The 18,564-nt window shown below is 57.6% G+C and carries 15 protein-coding genes; 7 read left to right on the top strand and 8 right to left on the bottom strand.

Features of this window, described 5'->3' with window-relative positions:
- Nucleotides 1-70: 70 nt before the first annotated feature.
- The gene (locus ADA16_RS06630) at nt 71-919 is read right to left on the bottom strand and encodes a carbon-nitrogen hydrolase family protein (protein ID WP_048760291.1); all 849 of its coding nucleotides are present in this window, start codon (nt 917-919) and stop codon (nt 71-73) included.
- Between the two features lie 143 nt (nt 920-1,062).
- Here ADA16_RS06630 and ADA16_RS06625 point away from each other — a divergent pair, with 143 nt between their 5' ends.
- Together ADA16_RS06625 and ADA16_RS06620 are read left to right on the top strand one after the other, a co-directional pair.
- Entirely contained in the window at nt 1,063-1,380 is a 318-nt protein-coding gene (locus ADA16_RS06625) for a hypothetical protein (protein WP_048760289.1), read from the top strand.
- A complete protein-coding gene (locus ADA16_RS06620; protein WP_048760287.1) occupies nt 1,368-3,002 on the top strand; it encodes an alpha/beta hydrolase in 1,635 nt (544 codons plus the stop codon). Before ADA16_RS06625 ends, ADA16_RS06620 begins: the two co-directional genes overlap by 13 nt.
- A 106-nt stretch (nt 3,003-3,108) precedes the next feature.
- Here ADA16_RS06620 and ADA16_RS06615 read toward each other — a convergent pair whose 3' ends face one another.
- The 4 genes from ADA16_RS06615 to dnaK are packed head-to-tail and all read right to left on the bottom strand — an operon-like array spanning nt 3,109 to nt 7,207.
- Nucleotides 3,109-3,519, bottom strand: a complete 411-nt coding sequence (locus ADA16_RS06615; RefSeq protein WP_048760285.1) for a heat shock protein transcriptional repressor HspR — start codon at nt 3,517-3,519, stop codon at nt 3,109-3,111.
- A complete protein-coding gene (gene dnaJ, locus ADA16_RS06610) occupies nt 3,519-4,715 on the bottom strand; it encodes a molecular chaperone DnaJ (RefSeq protein WP_048760284.1) in 1,197 nt (398 codons plus the stop codon). The genes ADA16_RS06615 and dnaJ overlap by 1 nt, the downstream gene beginning before the upstream one ends.
- Before the next feature lie 60 nt (nt 4,716-4,775).
- Complete coding sequence (grpE, locus tag ADA16_RS06605; protein WP_048760282.1) at nt 4,776-5,363, bottom strand: nucleotide exchange factor GrpE; 588 nt, start codon at nt 5,361-5,363, stop codon at nt 4,776-4,778.
- Nucleotides 5,364-5,365: 2 nt separating this feature from the next.
- A complete protein-coding gene (dnaK, locus tag ADA16_RS06600) occupies nt 5,366-7,207 on the bottom strand; it encodes a molecular chaperone DnaK (protein ID WP_048760280.1) in 1,842 nt (613 codons plus the stop codon).
- 542 nt (nt 7,208-7,749) lie between these two features.
- Between dnaK and ADA16_RS06595 the strand changes: the two genes are divergently transcribed.
- Entirely contained in the window at nt 7,750-8,481 is a 732-nt protein-coding gene (locus ADA16_RS06595) for a YcnI family protein (protein ID WP_048760278.1), read from the top strand.
- A gap of 108 nt (nt 8,482-8,589) precedes the next feature.
- On the opposite strand, the gene ADA16_RS06590 is transcribed toward ADA16_RS06595, so the two are convergent.
- Together ADA16_RS06590 and ADA16_RS10995 are read right to left on the bottom strand one after the other, a co-directional pair.
- Complete coding sequence (locus ADA16_RS06590; protein WP_048760277.1) at nt 8,590-9,621, bottom strand: hypothetical protein; 1,032 nt, start codon at nt 9,619-9,621, stop codon at nt 8,590-8,592.
- A 126-nt stretch (nt 9,622-9,747) separates the two neighbouring features.
- On the bottom strand, nt 9,748-10,359 hold the full coding sequence (locus tag ADA16_RS10995) for a DUF4282 domain-containing protein (RefSeq protein WP_048760275.1): 612 nt from the start codon (nt 10,357-10,359) through the stop codon (nt 9,748-9,750).
- Nucleotides 10,360-10,727: 368 nt separating this feature from the next.
- Between ADA16_RS10995 and ADA16_RS06580 the strand changes: the two genes are divergently transcribed.
- The gene (locus ADA16_RS06580) at nt 10,728-11,504 is read left to right on the top strand and encodes an enoyl-CoA hydratase (RefSeq protein WP_048760273.1); all 777 of its coding nucleotides are present in this window, start codon (nt 10,728-10,730) and stop codon (nt 11,502-11,504) included.
- 149 nt (nt 11,505-11,653) lie between these two features.
- Here ADA16_RS06580 and ADA16_RS06575 read toward each other — a convergent pair whose 3' ends face one another.
- On the bottom strand, nt 11,654-12,262 hold the full coding sequence (locus ADA16_RS06575) for a YdcF family protein (RefSeq protein ID WP_048760271.1): 609 nt from the start codon (nt 12,260-12,262) through the stop codon (nt 11,654-11,656).
- A gap of 792 nt (nt 12,263-13,054) precedes the next feature.
- Here ADA16_RS06575 and ADA16_RS06570 point away from each other — a divergent pair.
- From ADA16_RS06570 to ADA16_RS06560, 3 genes are all read left to right on the top strand, one after another.
- Entirely contained in the window at nt 13,055-16,354 is a 3,300-nt protein-coding gene (locus ADA16_RS06570; protein ID WP_048760269.1) for a heterodisulfide reductase-related iron-sulfur binding cluster, read from the top strand.
- A 189-nt stretch (nt 16,355-16,543) separates the two neighbouring features.
- A complete protein-coding gene (locus ADA16_RS06565) occupies nt 16,544-17,710 on the top strand; it encodes a histidine kinase (protein WP_048760268.1) in 1,167 nt (388 codons plus the stop codon).
- Nucleotides 17,711-17,843: 133 nt separating this feature from the next.
- Nucleotides 17,844-18,497 (top strand): response regulator transcription factor, encoded by a 654-nt coding sequence (locus ADA16_RS06560; protein ID WP_048760266.1) that lies wholly within the window; start codon nt 17,844-17,846, stop codon nt 18,495-18,497.
- Nucleotides 18,498-18,564 lie beyond the last annotated feature (67 nt).

Raw genomic sequence — 18,564 nt, 5'->3', positions numbered from 1 at the left:
AAATACCCGCTCTCTTCGCTCCCCCACCCCCTGCTTTCAGCTCGGCTCGCCCCTCTTCCTCTCCCCTCAGCTAGCCCTGGTCGCGAATTTCCAGCACCGGAATCGAGCGGCGAATCCGTTCCACCTCCGCCACATCCACATCAGCCACGAGTAGCTGCGGACCGTAGCCCGCCGAAGCAATAACCCCACCGTCCGCATTGACCAACATAGAGTGCCCCGCACCGGTAGGCCCCTCATCCTTACCCGCGGCCTTAGCCCCACCAGGCCGCGCCGCATCAACGGCCGCGATCACGCAAGTGCTGTCCAAGGCACGTGCCGAAACCAGGGTCTGCCACTGCGCCACCTTGCCCGGGCCGTCATTCCACGAAGCGGGCAGCACGATGACCTCTGCGCCCAGGTTGGCCAGTTGAATGAATTGCTCAGGAAATCGGATGTCGAAACATGTCGCAAGACCGAGGGCGACCGACGAGCCGTCGGCAAGCGGGACGTCACAGACCACGTGCGCGTTGCCCGGCGCGACGGTATCGGATTCGCGGAACCCGAAAGCGTCGAAGAGGTGGAGCTTATCGTAGAACTCGACACCGGGGCCGTCCTCATCACGCCAAGCCAGAAGCAGCGAATTGAAGACTCGGTGCATCGTCTTACCGTCGCGCTCCACTTCATCTGCCGGGCGGAACATGCCGACCACCACGCTGATTCCGGCATCGTGTGCGGCCTGCGAGACCTCCGCTACGAACTTATCGCTGCTGGACTCCGCCACCACGTCAAGGCGACCGGAATTGAACGCCTTCATCGTGGCCTCGGGGAAGACCACCAAATCGGCATTTTCCTGTACCGCTCGCGCGATGGTCTCCTTCACTGCGTCTAGATTTTCTTCAACCGATGCTGACAATTCCAACTGAGCCAGTGCAATACGCATGCCTAAATGTTACCGGCTCCCCCGGATTGACTGCCGTGAAGTTATCCACAGCACATCGCCATGCGTTGCTGCCCCTCCTAGTTATCCACAGTTCCCTGAAGATGCTCTTCCGCTAGCTTCCGGCACCCAGCAGAATCAAAAACATGGCCGAACACATCACCGTCAATCCTGCTCAACTATCCGCCTTAAGTCGCTCCTACCAGCAGCTTTCCAGTCGTGTTGATGGAATTTCCACCATCGTGGCAGCTGCCCCGGATAGCGCCGACCTCGCCTCTGCCCTGCCCGGCTCACGCATTGTTCCCGCCGCCTCCACTACCTGTGGGAAGTGGTCGGAATCGTTACTTGCCGCGTGCACAAACATCGACGTTATTGCGCAGGCCGCCGATACCCTCGCGACCAACGCTCTCGCCCATGAACACACCCAGTCCCGCGCCTTGGAAAGGCTGTCATGGTCACGGTAGGTGAAGCGTTGCTATGGCGCGTGGATCCACTGAACAGCCTCTCCCGGGTGCTGCGTTCCGGGGCGCGCGCCCTCACCGATTCCGCCGACAGTTCCCAGGGCGCACTCGATGCGCTTTCGGAGGACGACTTCGCCGGCGACAATCGCAGCGCCGCCGAGGTCTCCGTCACCCACAGCTCCACACGGCTGCGCCGAAGCAGCGTCGCACTCGAACGTCTCGCCGCCTGCTGCAGTGACACCGCAGCCATGCTTAACGACGTCATCCGCGAACTTACCGACGCGGTAAACCAGGCAACCAACCTGGGGTTACAGGTCAACCTAGTTTCTGGTGCGGTGACTCCGCCGGAGGGCATGCTGTCTACGATTGTGCGGAGCCTCGCTCATCCCAAAATTCCTGCCGGACCTTTTACCGTGGCCGAATGGTGCGCAACCTCGCAGCGCCGGATTCAATCGGCTTTGGCTGAGCTCAACCGACTCGATGAGAAGGCAGCGGCCGCAATCTCAACTCTGTCACCGCTGGTGGCAGGAGAAGTTAGTGGCTCGGATAGAGTGCAGTCATCCCAGGCTGGCAGTGGTACTGGCAGCATTATCGACACTGGTATCAGCCGCGATGGAGACTTGGAAGTTGAGAGCGAATTGGCTGGGGCGTATTCGAGCAGACCGCTATCGGAGGTAGATGCCACTATCTCCGCTTACGCCCGCACTTTGGGTCTGCCTCCCGGACAACTACTGGAGTCCTCACCTGGACATTCTGCCATCGCCTTCGGTGACGTTGAGCGAGCATCGACTGTGATTACTCTCGTCCCCGGCACCAGCTCTAGCGCGGAAGACGCTAACAGGCAGTTTGAGCGCGTAGCCGCGACCTTCCGCGCCAGCGGTGAGGATCCGGAGAATGTAGCGGTGGTGTTATTTTCCTACGACGCGCCGCCCGACCTCCATGAGGCCATGCGCACCGAGTATCACGACTTTGCCGCAGAGCGACTGCAGCACTTGCAAGCTGGTTTGATTGAGCGTTCCGGTGGTGTGGACAGTGGTGACACTGCGATTGCCGGTGGCGCTACTGCCCACGGCACGTCTTCGAATCAGGAAGCCCCAGGTAATCCAAGCAACGCCGCTAATCAAACCTCGGCTCATCCTCCTGCCAAGTCTCCTACCCAACGGCATATTGTCGCTGGCTATAGTTACGGGGCAACGGTGGTGTCACAGGCCTCCCTTGGTAGTGGTCTTTACGCGGATAAGGTGCTGCTCGTAGCTCCGCCAGGTGTTGGCCCTGGACTTGGGCACGCAAAGGACATGAAGCTACTCAAGCCGGACGGCACCGTCCGACCCGGATATGAAAATAGCCACCGTGTAGCGGTGGCTACGTCCCCGATGGACCCCATTCGCATTCCTGCCGAACTCGGGGTTCACGGAAAGAACCCAGCTGATAAAGATTTCGGCGCGTACACACTCGACCTAAGCGAGCGTGGCCCATCCATGCAGGGCCTGGCTGATTTCATGGTCACCCCCGTGCAGGATATTCCCGAAAAATACCGGTATGTCCAGGGCAATCCCCACATAGAGCATTACTTTGACGATGAAGTTTTCACCCGCGAGACCACTCGGTGGCTAACTGATAGCTGACGATGGCTCAGTTCAACTGATTGCTAATCGACGGCTCCGGTTAGCAAGCTAAGAAAAACGGACTAACCAGCCAAAGCTGCTTAGTCCGTTCAACCATCCGTGTGGGTTATCCTTCCCCGCCACGGTCATCTCTGTGCCTGCGCCGCGTGCGTGGCTCCCACATCACCACTGCCGTAGAGCGTGGGACGTGAACCAGTTCACCACGCGAACGGCGAGCCTGTGCCTTTGCCTGATAGAGCTGCTCTCGCAGTTCTGCATTTTCCTGCTCGAGCGAATCCACTCGCTCAGTCAGGTCAATGATGGCCTTAATACCAGCCAGGTTGACGCCGTCTTCCTGGCTCAGGCGCTGAATCTCACGCAGCAGCGCCACATCGCGTTTAGTGTAGCGCCGACCTCCGCCGGAGGTGCGCTGCGGAGTTACCAACCCGAGTCGGTCATAATTACGCAGCGTCTGCGCATGCATGCCGGCGAGATTCGCGGCTACGGATATGACATAGACCTCAGTGTTGTCCGACATTACTTCGCACCCGCCCAACCCTCACGAGGATTGAACCCGCTGGCACGCTCCGCCTCGACGTAGGAGCGCAATGCCGAAGTGGCATTGTCATCCAAGTTGGTCGGCACCTTCACACGCACGGTTACCAGCAGGTCGCCCGGAGTGCCATTGCGCTTCGGGATACCCCGACCGCGCACCCTCAGCGTTCGACCATCGGCTGTACCAGCTGGGACGCGCACGCGAATCTTGTCACCTAGCGTCGGTACGGTAATCGTGCCGCCGAGTGCGAGCTCGCCGAAGCTCACCGGCACCGTGACTTCAAGGTCGTTGCCGCTGCGGGTGAAGACTTCATCTGGGCGAACGTGGACCGTGACAAAGAGATCACCGGCCGGCCGTCCCCGCAGTCCCGCTTCACCTTGGCCTGCAAGACGAACCTTCTGACCGTCCACCACGCCCGCGGGGACGCGGACGGTAATGGTACGACGGCGGGTGGTCACGCCAGTGCCGTTACACTGCGAGCAGGGGTTTTCGATGCGTGTGCCCTGGGCACCACAGTCCGAGCACGGGCTGGAGAAGCCAAAAGCACCCTTTTGCTCCTTGACATATCCCGAACCCTGACAGGTCGTACAGGTCACCGGCGAGGTTCCCGGTGCCGCACCCGAACCATTGCAGTTCGTGCATGGCGACGGGTTGGTGAGCTGCAACGGGATGGTGACGCCTTGGGCGGCCTCGCGGAAATCGAGCGTAATTTCTGTCTCCACGTCCGCGCCACGGCGAGCCTTCTGTCGTCCGGCCCCGCCAGCACCACCATTGCGGTTTACGAAGCCACCCAGGAAGTCACCTAGGCCACCTGCACCGCCAGCGGTGCCACCGAATCCGGTGCCTCCACCAAAGAGATCCGACACATCGAAGTCGAAACCACGCCTACCGGCCGCACCGGCACCACCGGAGCCTCCGGCGCCCGGGAATCGGAAACCGCCTGCGAGAGCTGCCCGCAGCTCATCGTATTCACGGCGTTTGTCCTCGTCACCCACCACCGAGTATGCCTCGGAGATTCGCTTGAACTTATCCTCGGCGACCTTGTTGCCCGGGTTCTTATCCGGGTGGTTCTCCCGGGCTAGCTTGCGGTAGGCCTTTTTAATCTCGTCGAGTGACGCAGACTTAGAGACGCCCAAGTCAGCGTAATAGTCCTTATCTGCCCATTCCCGTTGAGTCATGGTGCATCTCCTCCTTTCAGAAAAACTAATTCGAAGAAATCTGCGTCACTTGTGTCTCCGCTACTGCGGATCGCCGATGATTACCATCGCCGTACGAATGACACGGTCATTAATGCGGTAGCCCTTGCGCAGCACATTGGCTAGAACCTTGTCATCCCCTTCGGAGAGATCCTGGACAGCCTCGTGGATGTCCGGGTCGAACTCCTCGCCTGCAACACCAAATGCCTCAACGCCCTGTGCGGTCAGCACGCTACGAAACTTATCCGCGAATGCCTTTAGCGGGGTACCGTCTGCCAAGTCGCCGTGTTCCTCAGCGCGGTCGAGGTCATCGGCCAAAACCAGCAGTTCTCCGGCCAGCTTAGCCTTTGCCTGTACGCGCTCGGCCTCACGGTCTCGGTCGACTCGACGACGGTAGTTTGTGAACTCCGCCGACAGGCGCTGCAAATCCTCTGTGCGCTCATCCAGCTCACGCTGGATGGCTGCCACAGGGTCTGCGACTTCCTCCGCTGCAGTGTCACCGGCGGCATTTTCGGTCGCCGGCTCCACGTCGTCGTCAAGCTTGGCCTGCTCGAAGACCTCATTGACCTGATCGGCCAGGTTGGCCGGCTCCTCCGGGGTGGGCTGGTTTCCCTGATCCTGGTCAGTCATTTTTACTTGTCCTTCTCGTCTTCGTCGACAACCTCAGCGTCAACGACATTGTCGTCAGCGTCAGCGGCCTCAGCACCCTCGGCTGCGGTTGCGCCCTCAGCTGCCTGAGCCTCGTAGATGGCCTTACCCATCTCCTGGCTCTCAGTGGACAGCTTCTCGACGGCAGACTTGATGGCCTCGATGTCGGAGCCCTTCAGAGCCTCGTCGACTTCCTTGGCAGCCTCTTCAACGCGGTCGCGGATGTCCTGGGAGACCTTGTCCTCGTTTTCGGATGCGAACTTGCGGGTCTGGTAAGCCATGGACTCAGCCGAGTTGCGGACTTCCTGCTCCTCGCGGCGCTTCTTGTCCTCGTCAGCGTGCTTCTCAGCATCCTTAATCATCTGATCGATCTCCTCCTTGGAGAGGCCGGAGCCTTCCTGGATGGTGATCTTGTTTTCCTTACCAGTGCCCTTGTCCTTAGCGGTGACGTGGACAATGCCGTTGGCGTCAATGTCGAAGGTGACCTCAATCTGCGGGACGCCACGCGGTGCCGGAGCGATTCCGCCCAGCTCGAAGGAACCCAGCAGCTTGTTGGCTGCAGCCATCTCGCGCTCACCCTGGAAGACCTGAATCTGAACACTCGGCTGGTTGTCCTCAGCGGTGGTGAAGGTCTCCGAACGCTTGGTCGGGATAGTGGTGTTGCGCTCAATCAGCTTGGTCATGACACCACCCTTGGTCTCAATACCCAGAGACAGCGGGGTGACGTCGAGCAGCAGCACGTCCTTGACCTCGCCGCGCAGAACGCCGGCCTGCAGAGCAGCACCAACTGCGACAACCTCGTCCGGGTTAACGCCCTTGTTCGGCTCACGACCACCGGTCAGTTCCTTGACCAGTTCAGAGACTGCCGGCATACGGGTGGAACCACCGACCAGCACAACGTGGTCAATATCGGAAACCGGAACATCGGCGTCAGCAATGACCTGCTGGAACGGCTTACGGGTGCGGTCAAGCAGATCGGAGGTGATGCGCTGGAACTCAGTACGGGACAGGGTCTCGTCCAGGAACAGCGGGTTCTTGTCAGAGTCAACAGTGATGTACGGCAGGTTGATGGATGCCTGCTGCGAGGAGGACAGCTCAATCTTGGCCTTCTCAGCAGCCTCACGCAGACGCTGCAGAGCCATCTTGTCCTTGGTCAGGTCAATGCCGTTGCTGGACTGGAACTTCTCGACCAACCAGTCAACGATGCGCTGATCCCAGTCATCGCCACCGAGCTTGTTGTCACCAGCAGTTGCACGAACCTCAACGACTCCGTCGCCGATCTCCAGCAGGGAGACGTCGAAGGTACCGCCACCGAGGTCGAAGACCAGAATGGTCTGCTCCTTGTCGGACTTCTCCAGACCGTAAGCAAGCGCAGCAGCAGTCGGCTCGTTAACAATGCGCAGGACGTTCAAGCCAGCAATCTGACCTGCTTCCTTCGTTGCCTGACGCTCAGCGTCGTTGAAGTAAGCCGGAACGGTAATGACCGCATCAGTGACGTCGTCACCCAGGTAAGACTCAGCGTCGCGCTTCAGCTTCATCAGCGTACGAGCGGAAATCTCCTGCGGGGTGTACTTCTTGTCATCAATCTCGATATCCCAGTCAGTGCCCATGTGGCGCTTGACCGAACGAATAGTGCGATCAACGTTGGTGACAGCCTGGTTCTTAGCGGACTGGCCAACCAGGACCTCACCATTCTTTGCAAATGCAACCACCGACGGGGTGGTGCGCGAACCCTCAGAGTTCGCAATCACCTGCGCCTCGCCGCCCTCAAGGACGGAGACACAGGAGTTCGTCGTACCCAAGTCAATACCAACAGCGCGTCCCATGATGAACACCTTTCTAGAGAAGTAAAAGAATTACCCTTAAGTCCTACGCGCTCAAGTCTGCATTGCCGTAGAAAATCTGTCAAGCAAACTTGAGCGTGTCCGACTCAATGTTTGTCATGCTGTGCAACGGACTGTACAGCAAAGTTATTCCCACCCGACTCAACTTTTCTAGAATAATTCACATTAATGCAGGTCAGAGCGATAAAAGATTTTTTCAAACTATGTCCGAATATCATCCACGGTGTCTGACAGCAAAAATTTTCCATACAAAATCCTGCCCCTAGCCTCCGGCCCCCGCCTTCGGGGCCCTAGCCTCCAGGGGGAAATTTCTTAGCACTAGCCCTGGGAACTTTCCTGCAAAGCGAACCGACTAATCCCCTGACGTGTTTTGCAGCCACCGGCTCATCAACAGGCCATGCCCTTGTTAACCCCATGGCCTGACACCGAATCAGCTCTGGCGGCTCCACTAATACATGTCTAACTCATCCCCACTTACGGGGCGATTGAGCCAAGAATTCATCCCACTTATTTAGGAGTTTTTCGTGCCTCAGAATGCACAGCGACACCATTTCCCCTTTTTCCGTGGGCTCGCAGTAGCGTCGGCAAGCGCCGCGCTGACCCTCGCCTTCCCCGCCGTTGCATCCGCACATGTGCATGCAACCCCGTCGTCTGCCCCGATTGGCGGTTACGCGGATCTGGCGTTCGGCGTCGGTCATGGCTGCGACGGCTCACCGACAACGAAGGTCGAGTTCACCATCCCGGAGGAGTTCGAAAAGGTCACGCCGAACGTAAACGCGAACTGGGATGTCACGAAGGAGTCGACCGGCTCCGGCAAGAATGAAAAGGTGCAGAAGGTCATCTACACTGCGAAGACCCCACTGCCATCGGACCTGAAGGATTCTCTGACGCTCAGCGTGAAGGTGGCTGATGACGCAAAACCGTCGACGGTTGAGGTGCCAACTTTGCAGACCTGCGAAAAGGGATCTATGAACTGGGCTGAAAAGGACCACGATAGTGACTACCCGGTTCCAACCGTGGAGCTGATTGAGAAGTCTGCAGACGATGAACATAGCCACGGTCACGACCACAGCCACAACCATGGCACCAGCGAGACAGACCACGGCGATAACCACTCGGACGACGTAGAGCATTCCGCAGCTACTACCAGCGAGGATTCGAGCAACGCGCTTGGCGGCTGGGGCCTGGGACTCGGCCTTGTGGGCGCGCTCACCGGCAGTGCCGCATTGGTGATTTCACTGCGCAAGCGGGGCTAGCACCCTATAACACCTTTAAAAGCAATGACCGCCCCGTATACAGCAATGCGGGGCGGTCAAACTATTTAGGTCACCGCTGAGAGCTAGCTTTACTTGCCTAGGAACCCGCTACTCAACAATCGTCATGTCGAATTCACCCATTATCGGTGCCAGCAACGATGCCCCGGCACTAGTCGCATCTTCCTCGAACCCATAAGATGCCATGCCTACTGCATAAACTTCCCTTGGATTATCTGGCGATACCGCCCAAATAGCACCGCCCGAATCACCGTGGTCTGAAATATTGTCATAGCTGAACATATAGTTCTCAACCATGCCGCGGTATGAACCGCAGGAAAGTCCGCTTCGATATCCAAGCCGACAGATTCGCGGTTGTGCCTCCTCCAACCATGAGGCACTCGCCCAACCCACCAATTTCAGATTTTGAACTGCTGGGGTCCCTTCCACACTCTGAGGACTAACGGTTAGCTCAATTAGGGCATGATCTATAGGGCTACTGCGATTTTCGGTGTCGAAAGCGCTCCACACAAACTCACCGACCTTTTGATACCGACCACTGTTGTCCTGGATATAAACTTGGTCACCCTTTTCCCCACAGTGCCCAGCGCTGGTCACATAGTGCCGGCTTGGCTCATCTTGGTTGTAAACCCACCACCCAAATGAGCATTGGCTACGCGATCCATCAGCCGACTCGACCACGAAACGCCCACCCGGCATAACGTATGGCGGATACTCCAGAAACTCCCACCCCTCGCTCTTGCGGTAAATTCGCTCGTTAGTGCTCTTTTTCCCCATTAGAGTGCTTGACTCGTGACCTGGACCTTTAACATCGCTGTCAGAATCTGCCACATTTGTCTCAGGGACATCGGATTCGATGGTCGGATTCGGCATACGAGTGCTGGCAATACTGGTCGTAGTTTCGCTACTGGACGCCTCCGAGCCGGCTTCGCGGTCAGTACTTAGCCCCACCGCATCCTGCACACCGCCCATCGCGGACTTGACGCCATCCAACCCACAGCCAGCAAGGCCCATTGCAAGTAACAACGTCGTGGAAGAAACTAATAGCCCGGTCTTGAAAGTTTTCTTCGGCTTTATACCAGTATCCTGGCCAGTCTGACATTTCATTCGCTCAACGCCCATTTCACACCGTTCTTTAACGCGAGTTACTAAATAATATCCCGCCGCAAATAAAAAGCCGAGCTAGAACTCCTACCTAACTCTTCCAAGTAGATGCACTAGTTCGGCTTTTATCAGCAGGCCGAGAGGTTACTTTCCTGCAGTAGCCTCACGAATAGCTGCGGTATTCTGTGCGATTCGAATCACTGCAATCATACCTTCAAGCGCCAACCGAACTGAGACGATTTGAAGTAGCGCAGGAATCCAGCCAAACAACAGGATTCCAAATCCAAACAGGATACCGGCTCCAACATCTTCACCCATCCCGGAAAAACCTGCGATGACGAAGACAAAATAGATCAACGCAGCGATTGCGATATTGATGATGTAGATAAACTTGGCAAACTGGATGGTGATAAAGCTGGAAAAGCTGAAGTCAAAAAGCGCTTGGAAAAATCCACGCGACTCAGCTTTTACAGTTGACGCTTGAAATCCCGTTGCCTGCCCATACTGGCCGTTAGCCCCAGTTTGATATCCGCTGCTAGCACCGGCTCCGGCACCTGCTACGCCTGGGGCACCCGCATTATTACCAGTCCCGTAGTTGTAGTTGCCCGGCTGCGACCATGCGTCGTACGACCGTCCCCCAGCTCCGGCACCATTCGCCGATCCACTGTACGGGTTGTTCTGACCGCCACCGCCGTTGCTGTGGTTTCCAGCCTTGTAGCTGTCGTTATTGTAATCAGACGAGTTCTGATCGGTCATCAGGTATTTCCTTTCCTATCGGCCCACCCGCTTACCGAGCTAGCACTCCTTGTATTTCACCACATACAGGGCTGTTTTATCGGAGAATCTAAAGACAGCGGGGTTAAGCCGGTAAAACCGCAAAAACTCGCGTCGGAAAGCCTGTTCTATCCTTTGGCTTCGGCCAGAATGCAACGACGAGAGCCCCCTGTTTCTGGCACCTGGTCGAGTCCTGCCAGAAGCTCAAACAGGCTGACGACACCCGCCGCCCCAGGTACCCTCACACACAGGAAAGACTTTTCAATCCGCAGCCAAATTCTTCAGATTATGAAGTGCTGGCTACGCATCCGGCTTTCACCAAAAATTAAGCCATCACGAAGGAGCATTTGATGACCACCTACGAAAACATCCTCACCGAAATCCGCGGTCGCGTCGGCATTATTACCCTGAACCGCCCGAAGGCGCTGAACGCCCTCAATCACAAGACCATGGAAGAGATCGGCGCAGCAGCCACCGACTTCGACAACGATGCAGGCATTGGCGCAATTATCATCACTGGCTCCGAAAAGGCGTTTGCCGCGGGTGCGGACATTAAGGAGATGGCGGACAAGTCCGGAACCGAGATGTACGTCTCCGACTGGTTCGCACGTTGGGATGTTCTGACCTCCGTCCGCACCCCAGTTATCGCCGCCGTCAACGGCTACGCACTGGGCGGTGGCTGCGAGGTCGCCATGATGGCGGACTTCATCATCGCCGGCACCAAGGCCAAGTTCGGCCAGCCTGAGGTGAACCTCGGCATCTCTCCGGGTATGGGCGGCTCGCAGCGCCTCACCCGCGCAATCGGCAAGGCTAAGGCAATGGAGATGTGTCTCACCGGCCGCATGATGGGCGCCGAAGAAGCCGAGTGCGCAGGCCTGGTCGCCCGCGTGGTCGAACCGGAAGCGCTTCTCGACGAGGCCCTCAAGGTCGCAGGCACCATTGCGTCGAAGTCTCTGGTTGCTACCACCCAAATTAAGGAACAGATCAACCAGGCCTACGAAATGACACTCTCGCAGGGACTGCTCTTTGAGCGTCGCACCTTCCACTCCCTGTTCTCCTCTAATGACCAGAAGGAAGGCATGGCCGCTTTCACCGAAAAGCGCGAGGCAAACTTCACTAATTCCTAGGCTTTTCCGGAGATCACCCGCCTCCAGAAAACGCGAAAGGCGCCCTCCCTGCGAGGGTGCCTTTCGCATTTTCTGATTCAATAGACCAGCCGACTGACCTTCCCGCCAGCCGCTGGCCGCGTAAACCGCTGGCCGTATGCGACTAGTGGTTAGTTCACAGTCGACGGGACGGCCAGCCACAGAGCTGAGTTGTCGGCGGCAGAATAGGTGTCTCGTGCGCGCGGTGTGTGCGTTGGAGAAGTCACAATGACAGCAGCACGAACGCCACGTGTTCCCGATTCCACAAGGTGTGCAGTGCCAGCCGCATTTTCAACAGTGGAATCTGAGTTTGTTTCCATCGTGATACGTCGCTTCCATACCCCCATAGATGCAAGCGCATCACGCATGTACTCAGCCTCAGTCTGGCAATCCGGCTGAGTACGACCACCTGTGACGATGACCCGGTTAAGTGGATGACGCAGCGCCAGCGAACGTGCAGTTTCCAATCGGGACGTCAAGACAGCAGGAGCACTGCAGTCGGGATTGAGACGGGCTCCGAGCACAATAATCGGCACCTGAGGATCAAGTAGCGCAGTCTCCGCAGCTGCACGTCCGACCGGGGAAACCACCACTGGAGTCATAAGCGAGCTATTGAACGCCTTGACTGCGACCGCACTGACCGGATTGGCGTTTGCCACTGCACCCGAGCTAAAGACCGCACTCGCAGTAAGAATAAGGCCGACCCCAGCCATAGCGATTGCACGGAAAGATCGCGCCATTAAAGCCCCTTTCAAGAAAAAGTGGCACTGAGAAATCCATAACCCACATGCCATTTAGAATCAGGCGGATAAATCCGCAGTATCACGCTGCTAATACTAGGTGTTACACAAAATAGCGCCTACATAAGAATTGTTCCGGGGGTGACTAGACACTCTCCTCACCACCGAATTGACACGCCGATTACCAGGTAAATTGCGGACATAGAGGCTTTTAAATCCACTTGGGATTCATAAAAGTCAGTTACATTTAATGACTTTTTCGTTAACTGCCAGAAAATCCTGGGCCCCAATAGCGAACTATCTACCAAAACACAGGTTCAGAAGTAACTATTGTTATTTTTGTTAAGAATGTAACGCATGTGAATACATGTCTGCTTCAATCAATTTTCAAAGGCCAACACGCCACCGAAACCCCTCTCCGCCTCGCAACACAGCTCCGCCCCTGCACTCCAGCACTACCCCCGCAATACGTCCGCAAAACATCGAATCGGCGGCACCCAGTAGTTCCCCACCCGCAGCGCCGTCACCACTTCCGCCTATAAATGCTTGACGACGAAAGTGCCGCGCGCGCCGTCGTCAAGCGTAGGCGTTACCCCTCACAAACCCCTCTCGAATAAAACAACGATTTTTTTGCGTAATTCCCCAAATAACCACTGGTTACACCATGTATCCATGAATTCAGCACTATTTTTCACGTTAGTTAGGTAAGCATCCGCGGCTCGTGATAGAACTCACAAGAGAACTATTTTCACTCAGCCATCACTCTGGCTGAGCCAGCCTAGAAGGAACATTATGAGCGTGCTCAACCTCGCCGCGGCGACGGCTGACACGGGAATCCCGGAATCTACCGGATTCACCGTGGCCGTCGGCGTTATTGGCGTCCTGTTGTCCCTGCCCTGCTGGTTCATCTTTATCAAGGGATTCACCCACATGGTGAAGACCATCATGGTGGGCCAAAAGACGTACGGTCACACCGGTGAATGGGGAACCCGTATTTGGACCATGATCCGCGAGATCATCGGTCACACCAAGATGGCCAAGAAGCCAGGCGTTGCAGTAGCTCACTGGTTCGTCATGGTCGGCTTCCTCCTCGGATCGCTGGTCTGGTTCGAGGCCTACATTCAGACCTTCTGGCCAGCCGGTGGTTGGCCAATCCTTCGGAACCTGACTGCCTGGCACTTCATCGACGAACTGCTCGGCCTGGGCACCACCCTGGGCATCCTGGCGCTGATTATCGTCCGTCAGACCAACCTGGGCAAGGAGCGCCTGAGCCGCTTCTACGGCTCGAACGCTGGCGCTGCCTACTTCGTTGAGGCTGTCGTCCTCATCGAGGGTCTGGGCATGATGTTCGTTAAGGCGGCCAAGCTGGCTACTTACGGCGAGCACGGACAGACGGGGCCAGAGGTCTGGAACTGGGCGAACTTCGTCACCGGTGGTATCGCACAGGTCCTGCCGGCCTCCGAAGTCATGGTGTCCATCTTCGCGCTGATTAAGCTGCTGTCCGGTATGGTCTGGCTCTTCGTTGTTGGTCGCAACCTGACTTGGGGTGTCGCATGGCACCGCTTCTTGGCGTTCGCCAACATCCTGCTCAAGCGCAACGCTGATGGCTACAACGCCCTCGCTGGCGCTAAGCCGATGACCTCCAATGGCGAGATTCTGAACCTGGAAGAGGCTGACCCAGAAGTTGACTCCATGGGTACCGGTGTGGTCACCGACCACTCCTGGAAGGCTCTGCTGGACTTCACCTCTTGTACTGAGTGTGGTCGCTGCCAGGAGCAGTGCCCAGCATGGAACACTTCCAAGCCGCTGTCGCCGAAGCTGCTGGTTAACCAGCTGCGTGACCACGCTTACGCCTCTGCCCCGTACCTACTGGCTGGCGAGACTAGCGAGACCGCTCGCGAGGGCGAAGGCGCTGGCGCCGCACTGCTGACCAAGCCGCTGGTTGGCGACGGCGACGAGGGCATCATCGACCAGGATGTCCTGTGGTCCTGTACCAACTGTGGTGCCTGTGTCGAGCAGTGCCCGGTTGACATTGAGCACATCGACCACATCGTCGATATGCGCCGCTACCAGGTTCTGGTTGAGTCGGACTTCCCGACCGAGCTGGCTGGCCTGTTCAAGAACCTCGAGACCAAGGGCAACCCGTGGGGCCAGAACGCTTCCACTCGTGCCGACTGGATCAACGAGGTCCGCAAGGAAGGCGTCGTCGTCCCGATTTGGGGCGAGGATGTCGAGAGCTTCGACGACACCGAGTACCTGTTCTGGGTCGGTTGTGCCGGTGCTTACGACGACAATGCGAAGAAGACCACCAAGGCTGTTGCAGAGATGCTTTACACCGCCGGTGTGAAGTACGCTGTGCTCTCCCAAGCTGAGGGTTGTACTGGTGACTCCGCTCGCCGTGCTGGTAACGAGTTCCTCTTCCAGATGCTGGCTGAGCAGAACATCGAGCAGCTCGACGAGGTCTTCGATGGTGTGCCGCCGAAGCAGCGCAAGATTGTCGTTACCTGTGCACACTGCTTCAACACCTTCAAGAACGAGTACCCGGAGCTGGGCGGGCAGTACGAGGTCGTCCACCACACCCAGCTGCTGAACAAGCTGGTTCGCGCTAACCGCCTCCAGCCGGTTGCTTCCGGTCAGGGCCGCCAAGTCACCTACCACGACCCGTGCTTCTTGGGCCGCCACAACAAGGTCTTCGAGGCTCCACGTGAGCTGATTGGTGCATCCGGCGCTAACCTCGTCGAGATGCCGCGTAACAAGAACACCGGCTTCTGCTGTGGTGCTGGTGGCGCGCGTATGTGGATGGAAGAGACCATCGGTCAGCGCATCAACGTCAACCGCACCGAAGAGGCTGTCGGAACCGGTGCTGAGGCAATTGCCATCGGCTGCCCGTTCTGTAAGACGATGATGAACGACGGCGTCAACAACGTCATCGAGGACGACGAGAAGAAGCCGGAGGTTTTGGACATCGCCCAGATGCTCCGCGACTCCGTGAAGGTCGACGGCGAGCTGCCGCAGGCACGCGAGCCAGAGTGGATTGAGCAGCCAGAGCGTGGCTGGGTCGATCCGAAGAAGGCTGAAGAGGAAGAGCGTCAGCGCCTCGAGGCAGAAGAAGCCAAGCGCAAGAAGGCCGAGGCTGCCGAGAAGAAGAAGGCCGAGAAGGCTGCCGCCGCCGGTGCTGGCGCCGCAGCTGCTGGTACAGCCGCAGGCGCTGCCGCTAAGTCGGGTGCTCCAAAGCCTGGTGGCGCCAAGGGCGGCGCTCCGACTCCGGGTGGCGCCAAGGGCGGCGCCCCAAAGCCGGGTGGCGCCAAGGGCGGCGCCCCAAAGCCGGGCGGCGCAAAGTCCGGTGCCCCAACTCCGGGCGGCGCCAAGGGCGGCGCTCCAACTCCGGGTGGCGCGAAGAAGGGTGCCCCGACCCCAGGTGGCGCCAAGGGCGGCGCTCCAACTCCGGGTGGCGCGAAGAAGGGCGCCCCGACCCCAGGTGGCGCGAAGAAGGGCGCTCCGGTTCCGGGTGGCGCCAAGTCCGCTAAGCCGGCTGCGCAGGCAGAGCCAGCAGCTGCTGCGGAAACCGAGGCTCCGGCTGAGGCTCCGAAGGCAACCAAGGGCGCGCCGATTCCGGGTGGCGCACGCAAGGGCGCCCCTGTCCCAGGTGGCGCTAAGAAGGCAGCTCCAGCCGCCAAGCCGAAGGCCGAGGAAGCTGCTCCTGCCGAGGACACCGCTGCCGAGGTAGCGGCCACCGAGTCCAAGCAGCCAGCAGCTGAGCAGCCGAAGACCGCATCCGGTGCTCCGGTTCCGGGCGGCGCACGTAAGGGTGCTCCGATTCCAGGTGGCGCGCGCAAGGCAAAGCCGACCGCTAGCGCCCCTGCCCCGGCAGCCGAGGAAACCGAGGCTCAGGAAGCATCTGCCCAGCCAGAGGCGGAGCAGGCTCCGGAACAGCCAGAGGTTACCGAAGAGCAAGCGACGGAAGAAGCCACCTCCACCGAGCAGGCTGCTGATGCTCCTGCCGAGGAGACGCAGGCACCGTCGACAAGCGCAAAGAACCTTCCGCGCAACCAGCACGGAGTTCCGCTGCCAGGATCGGCGCGACGTAAGTAACACTCGCTAAGTAAGCAAGGATCCGCCCGAGAGATTATTCTCTTCGGGCGGATTTTTTGTGCTTTACGACGACCCCTGCGCCGCGGCATTAATCATGCAAATGGCACTCTCAATCGTGCTGACAATATATTGGTTACTGATTCTCGACAGAGGTGACCGCGTTGTGGTGTGGAAAGGGGTCTTGGCGTCGTGATTAAAAAATCGCTGTCACAGATAAGAGACTTTCTGAGGACTCCGGGGTCATTGGAGATGGTCATTGCGCTGGTCCTCACCGCGCTCGATGCACTGGTTTTCCGCGAGAGCAACTCTGACCTATTGTTGTCGTCCATTATCGGGGGCCTGCAGGTCATTCTCGTTGCAGTAGCGACGTATTTGCCTCTCTTTGCCATGGTGGTCGTCCCAGCGAATTTCTTGGCACTGGCTTTCCTTCCTACGGAGCAAGCGCCAATGCAGATTTTCTGTGCGCTTCTCATCGTGGAAGTATTGCGTGCTAACAACAACAAGACACCGGCGAAAATTACTGCACTACTGCTGTTGGTGATTTCAAATTACGACGTAAACACAAATACTTTCGCACGCGATCATGTCGCGACCTTCGTAACAACGCTGCTTTTTGTAATTGCCTACGCCATCGGCATGATGCGCAGTCGCTACAAAGAGCAACGCCAGCAGGCAAGGATTGAATCTAACCGCGCTCTGGAAGAGCAACGCCTCGAGTTGGCAACCGTACTGCACGACTCCACCGCCAAGTCTTTTACTCGCGTAACCATGCTCGCGCAGGCGCTCGCCATCGAGCGGGAAGGAACAGATGAAAAACTTGAAGAATCCCTGGAGGACATTGCAGCGACCTCCCGTGAAGGGCTACTGCAGCTGCGTCAGCTGCTTTCACTGTTAAAGTCCGCCGACGAAGAGAGCTCTTTGACATCTGCGATCGGCCAGGATGAGCGAGTTCCCAGCATGAACAGGGTGCTCCAACAGGCCAAGGATGAACTGCAGGAGGCTGGGTTTAACGTTTCGCTGGCCACGAGGATTGAAACCGAACCCTCGTTGGCGCAGATTTCAGAAGTTATCTCACCGGCGCTTTCAGAGTTCTGCACAAACATTCAAAAGTACGGCGAACCACAAACGAACGTACACATTCTGGCGCTGGGCAATGTGGAGGATGGCTTCACGCTCGACATCAGCAATCAGATATCTAAAGCGCTACCGCATTTTCTACCACGGGCGATGCTCTCGAGTGGCTTGGGGCTTTCCTCACTGCATCATCGAGTGCGGCCGTGGGACGGTTCAATCACGACAGAACGAGAAGGAAATGTGTGGAATACCAAACTCCACATGCCACTTACCAACCAGTAGGTTACGCTAGCGTAGGATTGATACTGTAGCTCATTGTGGCGAATATGACTCTCGAAAAGTCCTGGTTAGCGTAGTACTATCGCACGAAGACAGATATTGTTCGGTTTTTATGAAATCACTGAAAGGTTCGCGGATGTCTGACATTAAGGTTCTCATTGTCGATGACGACCCACTCGTACTCTCGACGCTGCGAACCTACTTCAAGAAGGCACCGCACATTACCGTGGTCGATGAAGCCTGCGATGGACATGAGGCCCTCAACATCATTGCCCGCGGTGGCATTGACGTAGTTTTGACCGATATTCATATGCCCAACATGGACGGCGTTGAGCTGCTTGAGCGCATTAAGAAGGTGGAGAATCCGCCAAAATTCATCGCTATCACCTCATTTGATACCGATGAAACAATGCTGAAAATCTTGAGCCTCGGCGGAAATGGCTACATCCTCAAGACCGCCCGCCCGGAGTCAGTCATCGGCACCGTCGAAGATGTCTTCCAGGGCGGTACCGTCATCTCGCCAATTTCTGCGACTCGACTGATTAAAACCCTGCCGTCCCGCAATATCTCCTCGTACAAGATCACTCACGCCGAAAGAGAGGTTCTCGGCCTGATCTGTCGCGGAAAGTCGAACCACGACATCGCCAAGGAACTGGGCAAGTCGCCGGGCACCATCAAAAAGCATCTCTCCAGCATGTTCAATAAGTTTGGGGCTACCTCGCGGCTGGACTTGGCCCTGAAAGCAATAGACGCAGGCTTCCAGCCGCCGGCATCCGCCGCCGCGCAGTAGCAAAAAGACGGAGTAGCAAAACAGCGGGTAGCAAAAAGGGGCCTACTCACTTTCGTGAATAGGCCCC

Origin of the sequence: Corynebacterium vitaeruminis, assembly GCF_001054325.1 — a bacterium.
Taxonomy (GTDB): Bacteria; Actinomycetota; Actinomycetes; order Mycobacteriales; family Mycobacteriaceae; genus Corynebacterium; species Corynebacterium vitaeruminis_A.
Note: the sequence above shows the minus strand (reverse complement) of the source record. Positions and strands in the feature narration are given on the sequence as shown.